At 56.0% G+C, this 18,701-nt stretch carries 10 protein-coding genes; 1 reads left to right on the top strand and 9 read right to left on the bottom strand.

Going from position 1 to position 18,701, the window contains the following annotated elements:
* Positions 1-8 precede the first annotated feature (8 nt).
* Positions 9-1,277, bottom strand: a complete 1,269-nt coding sequence (locus GSQ82_RS13985) for an MBL fold metallo-hydrolase (RefSeq protein ID WP_216847087.1) — start codon at positions 1,275-1,277, stop codon at positions 9-11.
* Between the two features lie 100 nt (positions 1,278-1,377).
* On the opposite strand from GSQ82_RS13985, the gene GSQ82_RS13980 reads away from it, so the two are divergent.
* Positions 1,378-3,315 carry a glycoside hydrolase family 3 C-terminal domain-containing protein gene (locus tag GSQ82_RS13980; RefSeq protein WP_216847086.1) on the top strand — a complete coding sequence of 646 codons (1,938 nt, stop codon included), beginning with the start codon at positions 1,378-1,380 and terminating at the stop codon, positions 3,313-3,315.
* Between the two features lie 6 nt (positions 3,316-3,321).
* Here the strand turns inward: GSQ82_RS13980 and GSQ82_RS13975 are convergent, their stop codons facing one another.
* From GSQ82_RS13975 to GSQ82_RS13940, 8 genes are all read right to left on the bottom strand, one after another.
* Positions 3,322-4,704 (bottom strand): hypothetical protein, encoded by a 1,383-nt coding sequence (locus GSQ82_RS13975; protein ID WP_158792854.1) that lies wholly within the window; start codon positions 4,702-4,704, stop codon positions 3,322-3,324.
* 63 nt (positions 4,705-4,767) lie between these two features.
* Positions 4,768-7,407: a hypothetical protein gene (locus tag GSQ82_RS13970; protein WP_158792853.1), complete on the bottom strand. Its 2,640-nt coding sequence runs from the start codon at positions 7,405-7,407 to the stop codon at positions 4,768-4,770.
* A gap of 33 nt (positions 7,408-7,440) precedes the next feature.
* Entirely contained in the window at positions 7,441-8,898 is a 1,458-nt protein-coding gene (locus GSQ82_RS13965) for a hypothetical protein (protein ID WP_216847085.1), read from the bottom strand.
* Between the two features lie 12 nt (positions 8,899-8,910).
* Positions 8,911-12,273: a carboxypeptidase regulatory-like domain-containing protein gene (locus GSQ82_RS13960; RefSeq protein WP_158792851.1), complete on the bottom strand. Its 3,363-nt coding sequence runs from the start codon at positions 12,271-12,273 to the stop codon at positions 8,911-8,913.
* Positions 12,274-12,478: 205 nt separating this feature from the next.
* Positions 12,479-14,809, bottom strand: coding sequence for a GH92 family glycosyl hydrolase (locus GSQ82_RS13955; protein ID WP_158792850.1), 2,331 nt, complete (start codon positions 14,807-14,809; stop codon positions 12,479-12,481).
* Between the two features lie 281 nt (positions 14,810-15,090).
* Positions 15,091-16,248, bottom strand: coding sequence for a glycoside hydrolase family 172 protein (locus tag GSQ82_RS13950; protein WP_158792849.1), 1,158 nt, complete (start codon positions 16,246-16,248; stop codon positions 15,091-15,093).
* 431 nt (positions 16,249-16,679) lie between these two features.
* Positions 16,680-17,624, bottom strand: a complete 945-nt coding sequence (gene rbsK, locus GSQ82_RS13945; RefSeq protein ID WP_158792848.1) for a ribokinase — start codon at positions 17,622-17,624, stop codon at positions 16,680-16,682.
* A 15-nt stretch (positions 17,625-17,639) separates the two neighbouring features.
* Complete coding sequence (locus tag GSQ82_RS13940; protein ID WP_174243077.1) at positions 17,640-18,632, bottom strand: AcrB/AcrD/AcrF family protein; 993 nt, start codon at positions 18,630-18,632, stop codon at positions 17,640-17,642.
* Between the last annotated feature and the right edge of the window lie 69 nt (positions 18,633-18,701).

Below are 18,701 nucleotides of genomic sequence, written 5' to 3'. Positions count from 1 at the left end.
TGTGCGCGCTAAGCTTTCTTCAACCTTCGTAAAATGTATGGCTGGCCTGGAGCAAGCGTCTTCATACGCCCTGGATTCACCAGGAGTGTCCGGAACTTACTTGGATCGCCGTTAAACGGAGAGAAATTGGGCGCATCGATAGTTCCCCAGTGGGACAGAAGAATCGGTGTCCCGGGATAAGCATTCGCAAGCTTGGCGGCCCCAGCAAGGGTGAAATGCCACTTGTCTTCAGAGAAGTCCATGAAGAGTGCATCGGGGGTCGGTTGATGCAGGTGAATATCCATTAGCCGGGTATCACCAGGTGCCCAGATCGTACCGTCTGCGGTTTCGAAGCGAAACCCACAGGCATCCGAATCATCGAAATGCCTCTGCCCTGGTCGAGGATGCGCATTTTGCCAGGCATGGTCTGCGGGAGTGAGAGTGATCCTTGTTGAGCCGATGGGAAATGTCTCACCGATGTTGTGTCCAGAGGCAGGAAAGCCTTCCTTATTCATCAGCGAAGCCACATATTGTGTTGAGTGATAGCTTTTGCAGGCGCTCAAGAGATCTCGGCAAGTCGAAACGCTATAGTGGTCGCTATCAGAATGGGTAACAAGCAACGCGTCCAGATGCGGCACCTGCTGGGGCAAGATGGGCATCTGGATGATCATTGACATATGGAAGTCCTCAAGCAATGGATCCAACATCATCGTTGTTCCCCGGCTGTTGAGGAAAAGCCCTCCGGCACCCAACCAGCGCGCCGTAGTCACTTTGGATGGCCCAAACGCTTTTCCTCCGAATGCTTGGGTCGCAGGGGCCTTGGCTTGATACTGCGTACCATCATTGGGGGCGATAGATGGATGGTCTTGGACGATTTGAGCCGGTATTCCTGGGACTAGTACGGATGAAAGGTAGGTGGCTGACGCCATAGTCATAAATCTTCGTCTCGACATTTCATTTGGTTGCATAAGGTCGACCTTTTGAATTTCATGCTCGGCCAGATGATTCAGGTGAAAGTCCTCTCTGCGAGCAGAGCTTTGCCTGCCAAAGGCATTTTTGCTTTCACCAGGGACACACCATCGCACTCGCATACCTTGTTCTTTCTTCGACCTGGCATCCAAATACATCGACCGGTCGGCCCATCGCAAGAGTACTCGCGCTGCATCATTAATTGACGGAGCTAACGGATAGGAACCTGTTAAGATCTGCCGCAAATAGGTCCAAGGCTCTACTTTGCTAAATATGAGATTGCTACTAACCCCCTCCATGGCCAGCCGGCTGATTGTGGTGCCTTTCATAGGTTGGTTCTTCCTGTGCGCCCCAGCCCCTGTTGGAGGTCAGCAAACGGATCCTCGCCACGCTGCGAACCTGCGACGCGCCAAAGAGGTGGTTGCCCGAATGACGCTGGACGAGAAAATCGGCCAACTTCACGGCATCCGCACCGCGGACACCTATCGAGTGGTGCCTGGAGATAGCCATCTCGGTATTCCAGCTCTTTACGTCACAAACGGACCTGCTGGTGTTGGCCCGGGCGGAGCCGGCTCACAGAAACGCGCGACGGCTCTGCCCGCCCCGCTAGCCCTGGCAGCAAGTTGGGATCTCTCGCTCGCCTTCGATTACGGCAAATTGGCCGGCGAAGAAGCTTATTCGCTCGGATACAACCTCCTGGAAGCGCCGGATATCAACATTGCCCGCGTTCCTCAGGGTGGTAGGGTCTTCGAGAGCTTCGGCGAAGATCCGTATCTTGTCTCGCGCATAGCCGTTGCGAACATTCAAGGGATTCAAAGCGCAGGCACCATCGCGAACGTGAAGCACTACCTGGCTAATAATCAGGAGACCAACCGCGGCACCATCAATGAACTGATTGATGAGCGCGCGCTGCACGAGATCTATCTGCCCGGCTTTGAGGCGTCCGTGAAGGAGGGTGGCGTTGCGTCGGTGATGTGCGCCTACCCGCGCGTGAATGGAGATTACAACTGCGAGAATCGCCCAATGCTCGATGGCGTGCTGAAGCAGCTGTGGGGCTTTGATGGATTTGTGACCTCGGACTTCGGCGCGGTCCACAGCACGGTGCCGAGTGCTCTCGCGGGGCTCGACCTTGAATTGCCGACCGGCATTTATTTCGGAGATGCATTGAAGAAAGCTGTGCTAAATGGACAAGTGCCTGTTTCTCGCATCGACGATATGCTGCAGCGCCGGTTTTCGAAGATGATGGAGCTCGGTTTGTGGCATCCGCTCACTACTCCAACATCCATTCCTATACTGGAGCACGGCGAGATCGCGCGGCGCATCGCAGTTGAGTCCATGGTACTGCTCAAGAACGAGGGCGGCATCCTCCCGCTCGACCGGACGAAGATCAAACGGGTAGCGCTGATCGGTCCATACGCGGTTCGCCAGATGACCGGTGGTGGCGGCAGCTCGCATGTCATTCCGCTCTACAGCATCTCTCCGGTTGATGGCATCGACGAAGCTCTGCTGCAACAGACACCTATCGCACTACTTGACGGCAACGACATCGAAACCGCAGTCACCGCCGCAAAGAAAGCGGATATTGCAATCGTCATGGTCGGTGACGATGAAGGGGAAGATCACGACCATGCGATCTCGCTCCCTGCTTCGCAGGATAACCTTATCCACGCGATCTCCAGGGCGAATCCGAACACAATCGTTGTGCTCAAAAGCGGTTCCGCGGTCTTGATGCCATGGATCGACGAGGTCCAGGCCGTACTTGAAGCCTGGTATCCCGGAGAGGAGGACGGCAATGCCGTGGCCGATGTCCTTTTCGGGAAGACAAATCCTTCTGGAAAGCTGCCCCTCACCTTTCCGGCCACGCTCGATCAGACCCTGGCGCGATACCCCGACCGGTATCCTGGCGACGGAAGGACAGTGCACTACTCCGAGGGGCTAGCGGTTGGTTACCGCGGTTACGAGAACCATGAAACAAAGCCGCTTTTCCCCTTTGGGTTTGGACTTTCTTACACGACGTTCGCTTACAGCGGCCTCACGGTGCGGACGGGACAGCAGGACCACACTGCCGTCGTCCGCTTTACGCTGACCAACACCGGGTCGTGTGCCGGAGCGGAGGTGACCCAGGTCTACTTACAATTTCCAGTGATCGAGGAAGGCAACGAGCCGCAACGACAGTTAAAAGCATTTCGCAAGGCGACGCTTGCTCCTGGCGAGAGCCGCGTCATTGAGCTTCCGCTGGATAAGCGCGCTTTCTCGTACTGGTCCACGGCGTCACATGACTGGAAAGCGGCCGCAGGGACCTTCAGCGTTCTTGTCGGTGGGTCCTCAGCGGACACACCCCTCACGGGCGCTCTCGACCTGAAGTGATAGCAACTACGATAGTTGATGGCAGGCCAGCACCGAAACTTGTGTGGCCGATCCGGCCATCGTCTGGACCTTCAACAGCACCTGATAGCGAGCAAGTGGTGAGAGATCGCGGATGCCGCACCGCGTCAGTTCAGCAGCAACGTCAGACTGGTCCGTGATAAAGTCGCCGGCTGCCTGAGTGGCCTCCGAGCTATTTCCTGCTAGCAGCAGCACGCGGCCAGTCTGGTTCAGGTTGCGGAGCAGACTCACCGTCGCATAGGACTCGCCCGTTCCGAACCCTTTGGCTGTGGGAACGTATTGAGCCAACTCTCCGGTACGGGGGTTCCGGTTCTCTACGATCTCCTGCTTGGCTTCATTGTTGTAACTAAAGACAAAATCCATCTGATTCGCGAAAAGTTGTACCCAGGGATTAGAACGTGCGCTGCCCAACAGGATATAGTCATCGTTGGTTCGCAATGAGGGCAGACGCACATTGCGGGCTGCCTGCACCTGCAGCACGATGTTGGCCCGTCGTGCAATCTCCTTAATCGGGTCGAGCAGGTTCACATCCACGGCCGCGTATTTATCTCCATGAAAGACGGCGAAGCACGGAACATCGCGCGGCAGCGTCACTTGGTCGCAACCATACTGCTCATTCGCATAATCGGAGACGGATATCTGGCGACTGGTAAGGGCTTCGACCTGCGAGATGTCTGGGTCACTGGCTATGAGTCGTGTGACATGCCCTAGCCGCATAACGGCGCTCCATGGTGAGCGCAGCGCCGGCTTCATCCCCCACGCAATCAATACAACCACTGGCACAGCAACAATCAGCGAAAGTGCAGCGATGAGCTTCCATGGTGAACTGGAAGGAGCAGTTGCGGCCTGAGGCTCTTCGTCCGTTTGGGGATGGGCGAGTTCAGAAATGGGGTGAGACCTTTCCACACCAGCCAGCGGAGAGACTGGGGTCTTGATAATGGCGGGAACCTCCGGCGTAGCGGTGGAATCAGCGAAGATGGGTAACAAGGATGTTCCATGGCGCTCGATCTCGGGGATGTATCCGCCTGCATGCAGACTGATGCGAAACTCTGACGCCTCGCCTATGCGGCCATAGTGTTGTAGTAGACGACGGCGCACATCCGTCGCAGTCACGCGCACAATCGCATCTTCACCGGTGTCGTAAGTGGGCACACGCCCAAAGAGTTCCACACCGATGGTGCGTTCCTTCAGACCATCGGCATGGTTTTCGATGGCCTTTTCAACGATGAAAGAAAGGAATTGAGCGCTTCGTTTGCTTCCGCGAAAGGCTTCCCCATTGATGATGCACTCCAAATGCTCACGCAGCGCTGTGAGGTTTTCATCGGTCTTCACAAACTTCGCAATACCTTCAAACTTTTCAATCGCTAACATCGGAATACCCGGACCTCACGAGTGCACCATAGTACACCAATGGTTCGAGCCGGGCCACGGGGTTTATGTCGGGGACAGTAGATAATGGTGGCCTGCCTTCGAGGCGAAGATGATGCACTCCCCATTGCTGGATTCCACGCGGGATTCCACACGTTCACCGTGGGTCTCCGTCACGCGCACACTTCGTCCTGGCCACGGATTCATCACCCGGCATGGCAAGTCACGACGGGCTTCAATCTCCAGGTGATATACACCCTCGGAGTTCTTGGCCGCCGACACAAGGAAACCGCCACGTGCCTGGAAGTTGCGAAACGCAACCTCGTTTTTCTTTGAGAACTGATCCGCGTAGGGTGGGTCCCAGCGGTTGACGGGGAACAGGTAAATGCGACCGCTTCGGCTATTAAGTAGCATCTCCGGGTCGATCTCCGGGACTCGACGATGTGTTGAGGTTGAAGGCGCTCCCGCGCCTGGAGGGTTCGCCGGCTGCAGGGGCACGCCGAGCACTGTCAACGTCTGGTCTGTACTTCCGGAAGGCAAAGTACGTACACTCCGAATCATCTTCTCCCTCAACTCGCGCGGCGAGTCGAGGTTGATCTCGTCCGCCAGCAACGCCGGGTAGGAAGCAGCATCCCCAAAGTGGTCGCCCGGCAGACGGTACGGCTCGAGTCCAGGCATCTCCGCGAAAACGGATCCTTCCGAGCGTTGCCAAGTGGGATACGGCACGATGTTGGTTGCAACTTCACGCCACAGCATCCGAAGCTCCGTATCCACGCCGAGCATCTCTGCGGCCTCGGCCGCGCGCACCAGCGCCCACCTGAACATACACAGCGAACTGACCATGTCCTTATTGCGCGAGAATCTCGGGTAAAAGCCCCAGTCTTCTTCCTGCATCGAAGGAATAACATGGTAATAACCATCCTCGCCCTTCTTTGCATACGCTGCGTAGAACATCGCCATCTGCTTCATCAGCGGATAACACTCGTTGCGTAGCATCGTCACATCACCGCTGTAGTCCCATTCATCCCAGGCGGGACGTACTAGTTGCGCCATCGTTCCAAGACAAAATTCGAGGGTGATCGCTGAGTGCACATATCTATCAGGCTTTATGGGTGGCAGATAGCCGTGCACGATAAGTATGCCCGGCATGGAGCACATGTCGTGCGCGTTTTGCTCAGCCGCAGGCATCCAGTGCCACACAATCTGCTTCCACATGTCTTCGCTATCGCCCCAATTGCGGACGAAACGCGGCGTAGTGAAGATCTCGTTGTAGCAGGGGGAGCTGAACCACTGCTGGAAGTCCCGCTCCGGCAAAGCATAAGACGCGCTACATTCCAGAGCGCGCATGTCGGTCTTCGTTCCGCCGCCATGGCTGTCGGAATAGCTCTGATAGATCTCACGGATGTCATCCGTGCAATCGGCTCCTGATTCTCCGCGAAAGATGCGACCGCTCTCGCGACGATCGTAAAAACCATCCCACCATGCAGTATTTTCGCTGACTACACCGTCGAAACCTGCATGAGCCGCGTCCGCCAGCTTCTTCTTCGCCAGTGCTAACATGTCCTCGCCATCCATCGTAGTCACGATCGTGACCAGAGCTTCAAAGCCGGTCCCTGATGCCGGAAGCGTAACAGTGGCGGCCGCACCCGGAGCCTCCGATATCAACGGGATCGGCTCCCCATGGAGGTCCCATTGAACATCTGGCGGAGGCGGAGGCGTGCCCAGGCCGGTTTGGCTCTCTACGGCGCTCGTCTGCACCTGGCCGGGAGAGATGATCGTGCCCATCAGAACATACTCGAACCCTTGCGGGAACGTCTTTTCAGGCGGCATGCGCTGGCGAATCCAGAAGTAGCGACCGTCGACGCCACTGGTCGGTGCGTCTATAGGACCGTTATAAGCCTTATCTTGCTCTGCAGCCGGATTCTTGTAGCTTTTGCCGTCGTCAGAAACATAGAACTGGTGTGAGGTGTCGCGGTGGCGGTAGAGGCGCAGCCACACTGGCGAGTCTATGCCAGAGAGACGTCCCCGCACTGCATAGAGGTTGCTGGTCATGCCCAGCACATACTCAAGCTCGGCCTTTGCCCCGGCCTTTTCCATCTGGAACCGCACGACGCCGTCGGCGCAGTTTTGGCGAAGCTCTGGTGCGGGTGCATGTGCCAGAGCGTCAATGCCGAGAACGATTTGTCCGACCGGTTTCATCGACGGAAATGCATAGCGAATGGGCTCGCGAGAAGGATCGTGCGATCCTCCCTCTTTCCACAGCCAGCCCAGATCGATGGGCCGCAGTGACGTCGCCCGCACTCCATCGTAGTCCGCGTTCACCTCGGCGAAAGCGCCTTCGGTGATCTCGGCAAGTGTAGGCGGTCGGAATGGGTGGATGCGTCGGTCCCACACGTTGTTTTTCGTCAGGCTTACGGTGATGCGGTCGGTCGGTCCCCACAAAGTAGTGCGCATTTTCAGATTGTTGATCGACATGGCCCCACCCCGCGTAGTATCACTCCACCGTGGCGGCAGAGGATTTTTAGGGTCGAGCACTCCCTCAATGTTGATTGAGCGAGCCGCCTGCTTCAGCGACATTTCGCGTTCCCAGGGCAGCGAAGTCTTTGCGGCAACTGACTGTGCGAAGACAGGCGTGTCCCCTAAACGGAAAACAGCGGCACTCGCGACAGCGCCAAGCGAAGTCTTAAGAAAACTGCGTCGTTGCATAAAGAATTTCCTTCCGACCTGGTGAGTGGCTGGCTATTCCGCGATGACAGACTTCGAAGGATCAGACGCAACGCCTGCGCTGCTAAGAGTAATGACGCTGTACTCGTTTTTGCGTCCGGCAGGCACGGTAGTGTCACAGTAGCTCATGCGTGGGTAAGGCGCCTCGGGAGTGTCGTGATAGGAGAGCCCCTGGAACAACGGGCGCCCAAATAGGCGGTCGGGTGGCCGCTCCGGAAGACGAGCAATCCCGCGTCCGTTGCGCATCACCACGAACCCGCCGATGCCTGCTTCAAAGCCGGACTCGGCGTTCCACGTAATCTCGTTGCACTTGCCGCTCGTCTTGACTGACACGCTGAAGGGAGCGGGCGGAATCTCCGAGGTAGCCACGGTGCCCTGCTGCACATACTGCATCCATGCCAGGGCGACGCGCTCGTTCGGCAACCAAACAGCCTTCTTCACGTCGCCTCGGAACTGTGCAGCTGGCACCGCGGTAGCACTCATAGCCTCGGCGAGCCATGCCTGTGCATGCTCGACGGGCCGCAGCGCGTTGCTGGTGACACCCTTTTCAGGCAGACGCATTGCCATGCAGGCATCGAGGAATGGGATGGCAAGGTACCGAGAATCGCCGGTCTGGTGAGCAGTGCGAGGATCGGGAGCAAAGCCAATAGGAGCACCGCGCTCGCGGTACTCTTTGAAGGTGGCGATCGATCCCTCCCATGGTTCGTGCCCCTTCTCCTGCACGCCGGCATTGGTCATCGTCGGGATGGTGTATACCGCTTCGGGAATGGAGGGCTGCCGGAACTCGGGTTTATCACGGAACATTGCTGCTGTACCGGAGCGCAGGAAGATTGCTGCGATCCGCTCCGGGTGCAGCGTACTCATGGTGTTGGCCCAGATGCCTCCCGCGGAGTGACCCCAGAAAATCCACGGCACTACAGCAATTTCAGAATGGCCAGACCTCTCTGCTACGTCTTCGAGAGAACGCAGGTAAGTCTTTTCTGAACCGATTCGAGGGTCAAACCAGAGTTCCGAACCTCCCGGTATCAGGCCTATCCCATCGTTGAGTACTCGGTAGCTCGGACCCAGCAGAGCGCAGTCCCATTTCTTGGCTAGGGCCTGCCAGTGCAAATCATAGACGGCGGTCGCTCCGCCCTGTGCGGCAAGGATGCTCGCCCCGTGTTGGTGCATAATGACGCCGCGTATCCGCTGCACCCCTGGCGGCAGCCAATACTTATAGCTGACCGCGAGCTGTAGTTCGCCAGCCGCGCTCGACGCCGGATACTCGATCTCATAGTAGCGGCCAACGTCGTCCGAGGAACCGAAGGGACCCCACGTCCACGCAATCTTCTCAGCCGTAGCCTGCTGCTGAGACAATACTGGCGTGGGACCGGAGGCTGTCCACAGACCCAAACCCGAAGCGGCCAACCCGGTCATGAAAGAGCGCCGCTTGATGCCCGACGCGAACAGTTTGCTGGAGTTCATGCTCATCATTTTCCCTCGTTCTTAAAACATCAACTTCAGTCCCAATCGGATCTGCCGCTGTCCAGTCGAACTGGTGATGGTGTCATACCCGTTGAGGTTCGTCACCGCGCCATTTGCAAAGGTTGCGTTCGATACATTGGCTGCAGGGTTAGCAAACTGCGGCGTGTTCGTTAGACCGAAGGCGTCGGCCCGAAACTGCATTTGAAACCGTTCATGTAGCGGAAAAGTCCGGTAGAGACTCATGTCCATATCGAAGAATCCTGGGCCGCGAATCTCATTGCGGGAGGAGTTGCCAAACGCTGCGGTGGTGACCGGTGCGAAGGCATTCGGATCGAAATACGGTTGGTTAATCCCGTGGCCGCCGAGGATCGCGACATGGGGTTTTATTTGGTTGGCTACCTGAGAGTTTCCGGGAGCGTTCAGCGATGTCGCGGCTGCAGTTACCGTGAATGGCGTTCCGCTGAGTCGGCTCAAGACCCAGTTCACTTGCCATCCGCCTGCAAGATAGCCTGCCATACCAGTCTTAAGCCATCGACCGTCGCGCCCGAATGGCGCCAGAACTGTGCCGAACGTCTGGAAGTTGTGACGGATGTCGAAGCCCGCAGGGCCATAGTTGCGATTGATGGCGGGCAGGTAATTGAACAACAGAGCACGGTTAATATTAGGCGCGACGTCTTCGAAGTCCAATGCCTTCGAGTACGTGTAGTTCGCGCCGAAGCTTACACGCCCGACCTGACGTTTCAGTTGCGTCTGCAAGCCGTTGTAGGAAGAGGATGCGAAGGGCAAGGTCTCACTGATGCTGGAGGAGTTACCAAACTTCGCATAGAGAGGTTGACCCGCAACGCCCGTCCCGGGAGCGGCAGCATTGACGTTGATCCCATAATTCAGATCTACACCGTGCGTGGCCACATACCCCACCTGTGCTGTAATGCCCTTGCCAAAATCGTGTTCAACCACCAGGTTGTAGTTCTCAATGTATGAGCGCTTGTAGTGTGTGGGACTGATGGCTGCTCCGTATTGCACGGGTAAGGGCGAAAATGGCGAGGTGATGTTCGGTGCCGTGAACGCAGGAATACCGGTTGCGAGGCTGCCCGCAGCGGAGTAGCCATTACTTCCCTGGTACTGTGCTGACGCGACGGCGGGATATGACTGTACCGTACCCGTGAAATAGCTCCCGTCCGTGTTGATTGCGAAACCAGAACGTACCACTGTGTGCTCGCCAAGACGATAGGCAAGACCCAGGCGCGGGGCGACGTTGCCATGGCCGGTATCCACCCCCATGGTGAACGGATTGCCGCCGATGCCACCGAGATACAGGAGATTGGTGTTGGCATCGTACTGCACCAGACCGATACCGTAGTTGTGATTTGGATAAGGGTAGTATTCGAAACGCAGACCGTAGGTCAATGTGACGCTCTTGCCAATCTGCCATTGATCCCGGCCGTAGAACGCATAGCTACTTTCGATGACGCGCGAGGGATCGAAGACCTGATGGTCCTCGCCCATGGTCTGTGGCGAGCCCAAAAGGAAATCGGCGAAGGAGTTATACAGGTTGGGCGAAGTGCCGCCGTTGAGAGCCGTGACACCTCCAGAGAAGGAGAAGCCTCCGCGCACTCCAAACGAGGTATTGGCCTGAAAGTTTGCCATCTGGAAGTGGATGATCTCTCCGCCGAACCTCATAGCGTGTGAATTCTTGGTCCAGCTGAGGTTGAAGTCCTCCGAATAGAGGTCGTTCACGAACTGGAAAGGATTGGAGGAGTTTGTGTTGCCCAGCGACGAGAAACCTGAGAGCGTGAAGTTGGGATACCCACCGTTTAATGGGTTGCCCACACCTGCTCCGCTATTGGTTCCCGGGATTCCGAGCACATCTGTGCCATAGTCCTGACCGATATCTGTGTTCGTCGCTTTGAGGTTGACATGAATATAACCAGCATTTGCGTCGACGAGCAGATTCGGCGTGAAGTTATAAGTCCCACCGAGGGCTACGCGCTGAACCATGCCACTGCCGTTGCCCGGCTGGCCGCCGTCGAGGGTACCGCCGCCAGCCGGCCCGAGGGCCTGCGGATCATAACTCGAAGTCGGCGAGATGCTATAGCTGCCGAAGGTGGTCATCCGGCTGAGTGGGTTATAGTTCACCTTGATGTCAACAGCGTCACGATTCGACCGGAAGTCCCCGGAGGCAAAATAGTCGTTAGCCACCGTGCCCGGCACGTTGGGCATCGGGATAAGTGCAATCATCTTCGCGGCGGCCGGGTTGATTGGTCCTACCTGGTTGCCAGCAAAAGGGGTGCGGGCCAGACCGGAGGCAGTACCTGTTGTCGGGTTGTAGATCGTTGTCCCTGTTCCAGAGAAATTGCCCACGCGCATCGCTGCGGTTGGCACAGTCTGATATCCGTAGACCAGGTTGCGGAGCACGGTGCGCTCCCACGAGCCAAAGTAAAAGAGCTTATCCTTCACGATCGGGCCGCCTAAGTCGACGCCGAACTGATTGAGGATGTACTTAGGCACACTGTTACCAGTGAAGAAATAGTTCTTTGCCATCAGCGCGGAGTTGGTGTTGTACTCCCACGCTGCACCATGGATCTGATTGCCTCCGGATTTGAGGTAGACGTTGATCTGGGAGGAGGCGGCACTGCCCTGTTCCGCGTCGAAAGTATTGGTCACAATGCTAACCGCCTGTATGGAGTCCTGTGGCGGGATATACGCAGCGTCCTCCGGCAGCCAGGGAAAGAGATCGCTCACGCCGTCCACCTTGGTATTGTTTTGCGTCTCCGGCGTTCCGTTGATGTTGAAGTTCAATGAGCCCTGTGGATTCGAGGGGCCACTGTGCCCAATACCCGGGGGTGTCGAACCGGGGATTGTGCGGAAGAGACTCTGGAAGTTGCGCGTAGTGCTGGTTGGCAGGTTCTCCAGTTGCTGCGCACTGATCTCGCTGTCGACATTCGTCCGGTCCGTTTGCAGTAGTGGCGGAGCGTCGGTCACGGTCACACTCTGCTGAACTGAGGCTGGCTTCAACATTACATCGGCGCGCCGGACGGTATTGGCCGAGATAACTACCCCGGTTTCTTGCACAACGGAGAATCCGGCTGCCGCGATATGAATCTGATAAGTGCCGGGTTGCAGATCATTGATCAGATAAACGCCATTAGCCTCTGTTTTGCCATGAGTCACCACGCCCGTGCCACTGTTAGTCACGTCTACGATAGCGTCGGGCACCGAGGCCTTGCTCTCATCAGTGACGTTGCCCGTCAACGAGCCATAGAGAACCTGCGCGTTCGCCAGCGGGTGCGCCACCAGAGTTAGAAGCATCAACACGTTGAGGAGGAAAAGGCGGCTCGGGCTGAGAGCTCGCCAGGAACGAAGAAGCATTAGAGAGTCGGACATAATTAGCACCACCACAATAGATACTTGGAAGTTCTGCAACACCGTAGTCCGCGGGAGACTCCCTGCCAAGGTCGCAACAGGTTCTTAACAGTAGTCATTGGGACACTCCAACGGCGAAGGAACATCTGGGCCATCGCGTAAAGCTCTGGAAGCGTAGGATCTGAGTTCAACCTTCGCCAAAGACAGGCAAGCACGCCCGTAGGGCTCAGAGCGTTTGTGGCGGCGGAAGATCCTCGGCCCGCATGCCGAGCGCAGGATTTGATGACCCGCCCATCTCCAGTACGATCTCTCCGCCCGCCCGGACTTCCTCATGGCGGAACCACAGGCGCGTCTGGGGGCGCCCGTTCAGCCTGGCGGACTGGATCCCCGTGTCGGTGGGGCTCTTCCGGTGCGCTTTGATCGTCAGCGACTTTCCTGCTCCCATGTCGATGCGTACCGAATCAAAGAGCGGGCTTCCGAGCACATAGACTGTGCTGACGGGATCCACCATGTATAACCCCATGGCGCTCATCACATACCAAGCGGACATCTGCCCGCAGTCTTCGTTGCCCGCCAGCCCGTCCGGCTGGTCGGTATACATAGTCTTAAGCAGGGATGCCACGCGCCGCTGAGTCTTCTCAGGCGACCCGGTATACATATAGAGATAGGCGATGTGGTGCCCGGGCTCGTTGCCGTGGGCGTACTGTCCCACCAGTCCTGCGATGTCGAGGGGGGCGTTGGGCGGCAAGTCCGAGCTGGCGCTGAAGATGCCGTCGAGCTTTTCCTCCAGCGCCTTCCGTCCTCCCAGCATCTCTGCCAGACCGTCCACGTCTCCCTGCACGCTGAATGTGGCCGTCCAGGGATTGGATTCCGTATAGTCCCGCCAATTCCGGGAGTAACCCATCTCATTGGCTGCGAAGGGCGAGGACCAGCTTCCGTCGGCCACCCTCGGGCGGATGAAGCCGACGCTGCGGTCGTACAGCACCCTGTAGTTCCGGCTACGGCGTAGCAGGTACTCCGCGTCTCGATCTGCCCCTGCGCTCCGGGCAATATGCGCCACGGCGTAATCGTTATAGGCGTAGTCCATGCTCTCGCCAATGGAGTCTTTGCTAAGATCGCATGCGACATAGCCGCAGTTGCGATACTGGTCGAGTCCCCGATACCTACTTTCGGTCGCCTGCTGCCGTAGCACCTTGTACGCTCGCTGCGTGTCGATGCCGCCGAAACCTTTCTCCAGCGCCTCCGCAATGACTACAGAGGAGTGATAGCCGGTCATGCATTGCGTCTCTTTGCCCTGTAGCGGCCATACCGGCATTCCCACCGGACTTTGTTCCCCCATGCGAATCAGGCAGTTTACGAAGTCCGGCACGCGCTCCGGCTGGAACAGTGTATATAGGGGATGTGCGGCTCGGTACGTGTCCCATAAGGAAAACGTGCTGTAATTGTTCGCACCAGTCTCGAGCTGGTGCACCTCACCGTCCATCCCACGGTAGCGTCCATCCACATCGCTGAATAATGTGGGAGCCAGCATGGTGTGATACAGACTCGTATAGAAGATACGGCGTTCACTCGGCGTACCGCCCTCAACCTGAATCTTCCCGAGCTCGGTCTCCCAGGCCTGCAATGCCTCGGCTCGCAACTCGTCGAATTCCCACGCCGGCATTTCGTGCTCAAGATTGGCGAGCGCGTTTTGCTCATTTACGGCGGAGATACCTGTTTTTACCAGCACAGGCTCATTGCCGGGATCGAAGTGAACGGCGCACTTCAGTTCCCTTCCCTTTGCATGCCCTCGGTCTCCTGTCCACGGTATCCCGTCTGCCAGAATGTCGATCCTCTGAAAGGGGCGCGAGAACTTCATAGCGAAGTACAGAAGGCGCCCATTGGCCCAGCCCGCAACTGTCCGCCCACCGAGAAGCGTGTCTTTACCTACGACACTCAGGCTGGCCGCTTCCGAACGCTCAGGTCCTCCGTAGACGTGAGCCAGATCAACCAGCAAATGGCGGTCGCCTTCCGTGGGAAAGGTATAGCGGTGCATGCCGGCACGCGCTGAGGCGGTGAGTTCCACGAAGATCTTGGAGTTCTGAAGCAACACTGAGTAATAGCCGGGCTCAGCGACCTCGTCCTCATGGCGGAACCGCGAACGATAGCCGGCACCCGGGTTATCCCTCGTGCCCGGCACCCAGCGCACATCACCAAGCCGCGGAGCTACCAGGAAGTCCATCATGTCTCCAATGCCGGTGCCGCTCAGATGCGTGTGGCTGAAACCCATCAGCGAGTCGTCGCTGATATGGTAGCCTGAGCACCAGTCCCAGGTGCTGTCGAAGGTGTCCGGGCTCAGTTGTACCATTCCGAAAGGCACCGTGGCGCCGGGATAGGTGTGTCCATGGCCCCCCGTACCAATGAAGGGGTCGACCCATCGGGCGTAGCCCACGGCTTTCCGGGTTTCTCGGTATCCCGCATCCGCGGAGGGGCTCTGAGAAAGGGCTCGGCGTGCCGAAGAAGTATACAGCGACGCGGCGATTCCGGAGGCAAGGAAGCTTCTGCGGGATAGATTCATGTTCGAATGGCTCATCTCGAAGAAGAGCTTAGAACCGAGCGATGGCTAACGGTACAGTGTCCAACCGTAGCTACGTGTCCGTATTAAGGTTGGCACGAGGATAAAACCGCAAGGCGCAGGCGAGTGCGCCAGTCTTTGCGGACGCGCTCCTTCACCTTTAAATTTAAAGGTGACACTTCCCGCTTATGACAGAAGATTCCGCAGCCACAAACTGCATGCGCAATGAGCAATTTAGTAATGCATCCCAAAGCATTGTAGGACCCGAAATTTTACTGAAAATGCTACCTATTTGGCGTTGTGGGCTTTCCGTCAGGTGACGAGTTTCCGGGACCGCCTACTGCGTGCACCACAGGAATTCGGTCGTCAACCGCCGGCAAAGGAAAAAACGGCAGGTGAGGTTCGGTTTGATACCAATAAGCCACCGAGGAGAAGTTGTCTGAACGATGGTTCGCGTGCCCGTGTTCGATCGTAGCTCGAATACTCTTCGAGAATGGTATAGGGGAATCGAGGTGAAAGCGATAAACGCTGCTTCGTGAACCGGCCTCTTCCTTGCCAACCACTGGCGCGCCATAGAGTTGGTATGAAAACGGCGTACCAAAATCCCAGGCTCCTAGAAAATAGTCTTCCGCACCGGTGCCGGAGATCGAAGGTATGCTCTCTCCATCAATGTAGAACATGTCATTTCCCTCTCCCCACCAGCCATCCTGGTTCTGGAGCACGGACATAGTTACGCCAACATACTGGCCGCTTCCCTTAGCTTCAAACCAGAGATAGTTATCTGTTCCTTCAGGATTGCGTTTGAATACAACCAACGGGTCGTAATTGCTGTACCACTGATTCGTCCACCCCACATTGGGCACGGCCTGACGATATTGCGCATGGAAATAAAGGGTATTTGGTGGCAGAGGATGATGATCGGTCCTGTATTCGATATTGTAGTACAAATTCGAAATATTCTGTTTACCTTCGTTGGTTACGGTAATCTTGGCGTGCTTGCCATATGGCATAGGAAAGAAGCAATTCAAGGCCCTGCTACTGCCTACAGACAGCATTTTCGATTCCCAGTTGAAATAGTCGCCAGTGCCAAGCCCAAAAAAATCTCCGATAGGGGCTTCGACACTCGGGTCCGTTTCTCCATCCCAGTAAATTCGCAGGACGATGCGTTTAAGATGATAAGGTTCAGGATCGTTGATCGTAAACCACATATGAGAAATAAGGCCGGGACCGTCCGCATCCAGTAAGATGCGCGTGTCGCCCGGATTAATACTGCGATAATCACTCCCACCATTTGTGATTTCTTTGCTGCCAGCTCGATGCAACGTATAGGTCTGCTTTTGCATTAGATTGGGCGGCTGGTCAAAACTCTGCGACTTGGCCCCCAGTCCCAACATGGGGAGTACAAGTACCACTCGGTAAAATCGTCTCAGGACGCTGCGCATATCTTCTCTCTTTTGTTTGCTTTCAGTTTTGTTAACGTCCGCCAAACACTTCGAAGAACTCAAACAGCAGTTCTTCGCGGCCTGATTTTGACCGTCGTGTTCCAGTCAATTGTTCTTTCGTCCGTATCTTTGGCGACCATCCAGATGCAGGCCTTTTATCTTTGGAATGATTCTCTAGCCCTCACGAAGCATCGTGATATTTCGGAGAACGATCTGCCATTTGCATGGAAAGGTGCATGACAAGAAATCCTCATCAAGAGAACCTCACCACTTTGCGAACTCAAAAAGCGAGCGTTTCGCTCGTGTTGATAATGCATTCTGCTTCCAATTCGTCTTCACGCACATCTACGCTCGATGACAACTTCATAGACATTAGGCAGATCCAGTTCGAGCCGCTTGAGTATCACACTTGTCTTGAGAGCTTCGAGACCCTAGGTCTTCAGAAACTCCTCAACCTCTTTTAAGGTCGGGATCGAAGGTTGTGCTCCAATCCTTGTCACTGAAATGGCGGCTGCCGAGCACGCGAATCTTGCCGCGTCGACGGGCGCCATTCCTCTTACTGCCAAAGCATAGGCGAAAGCACCATTAAAGGAGTCGCCGGCTGCAGTCGTATCAACGGCTGTCACAGAAAACGCTGGAATTAACGTAGCAGTGACGTCGACCCCTTCCATATAAACCCCTACAGAGCCGAGCTTCAGCAGCACATTTCTAACTCCGAACCCCAATAAGTATGCTGCGGCCTGCCCGGCAGCGACGACATCGAACGTGTCGGGCAATTTCATCCCAGTGTCTCGAAGAAGAATTCGTGTTTCACTTTCGTTTGGTGTAAGCCACGTGACGTTTCGAAGGAGCGACGAAGATAGTGGGCAGGCTGGTGCAGGATCCAGCACAAACGGAATGTTCAATGATGTAGCAAGCGTTCCTAGATACTCCACTGTAGACATAGGTATTTCCAACTGCGTCAGGATGATAGATGCTCGCCCAATCTCGGCATCGTGAAGATCAATGTCTTCGGGAAGTAATCGATAATTTGCTCCGGTGTTAACCACAATCGAATTGTCCCCTTGAGGCATCTTCATGATTACGGCGGTTCCAGACGGTCCCGGGACCTTTCTGATAAAGTCGGTTTCGATGCCATGAGATATGAGATCAGCAAGCAGTCGATCGGCAAAGACATCGTCACCCAGTCTGCCAATCATCACTACCGGTCCTCCAAGCTTTGCGACGCTTACCGCCTGATTAGCGCCTTTTCCTCCAGAGTATGTGGCAAAGCCAAGACTTTTGATGGTCTCTCCCGGTGCAGGCATGCGGTCCACGGACGCTACTAGATCTAAATTGATACTTCCCACGACGACGATTGACTTGTTCACACTCATATTGAAATCTCCGCGTTATCGGCTAAAAAGAGGCGCTATCGCGATAGCCCCAAGGCCTACCAAGAAAAACAAAAACATCCATGGCACGAGACGCTTTGAGGCCCTTGGAGCAGAGACAAACTCTCGCCAGACGAATACTCCCCACGCTGCGGAAATCATCGTAGCTCCCTGTCCCAAGGCATATGAAACGGCTGGGCCAACTAGGTTCGCGTTTGAAGCCACGAAGCTCGCAACCGCACCGCTACACCATATGAAGCCGCCGATCATGCCCCAGAGGTGCCAGGTTGTTTTCGCCGATGCATACTGGGAGAAACTTGCGGGCCGTTCGCCTGTAAGCGAATGACGCATCAGCCACGCGTTAACCGGTAAGCTACATCCCGCTACGCCTAATGCAAAGATGAACGCAACTGTGTAAGGGCCTAAAGCGTTCGAGCCAATCGAAGCTTTGGCGACGAAGGGATAGAACAGTCCCATAAGAATACCGCTGACTACACTCAACACAATCCCACGCCTGCCCGCGAGAGAACTCGTTTCGCGACGCTTGTATGCGAGTGCATCCAGCCATATTGCAACTCCCACGAGCGCAACTCCACCAAAGATCAACAAGGGGTTCCCCATCGGTTGGATGATGTAGTTCAGGACAACGCCTACGATAAGTGCCAGGCCTATCCCCACAGGAAATGCGACAGCCATGCCTGCGATATCAATAGCCGCGACAAGAAGCAGATTGGCGACATTGAAAACCACTCCTCCTGCAAGTGCGAGCAAGATGTGGGGGAAAGATACTATGCGGAGATTTTCAAGGAATGCCGTCGGACCGCCGTAGACGCTCCCTAGAGTTAGCCCCCAAAACAGGCTGCAGAGAACGATGCCAATCACATAGTCCCAATAGAACAGCGAAAACGAAAAACCTGAAGTGAGCTTGCGCGTGTTCGCCCACGAACCCCAGCAAAGCATACTGGTGAACATCAGGGACAGCACAACAAAGTAAGCCTGTGGTTGATACAAGTATTCCTCCAAACTATTTCTGCCTTAGACAACAACTTTCGTAAGAAATGGTGCAGTGTGGCTTCTTTT

Source organism: Granulicella sp. L60, assembly GCF_009765825.1.
Taxonomy (GTDB): Bacteria; Acidobacteriota; Terriglobia; order Terriglobales; family Acidobacteriaceae; genus Edaphobacter.
The sequence above is the reverse complement of the archived record's forward strand: the minus strand, read 5'-3'. Positions and strand labels throughout refer to the sequence as shown.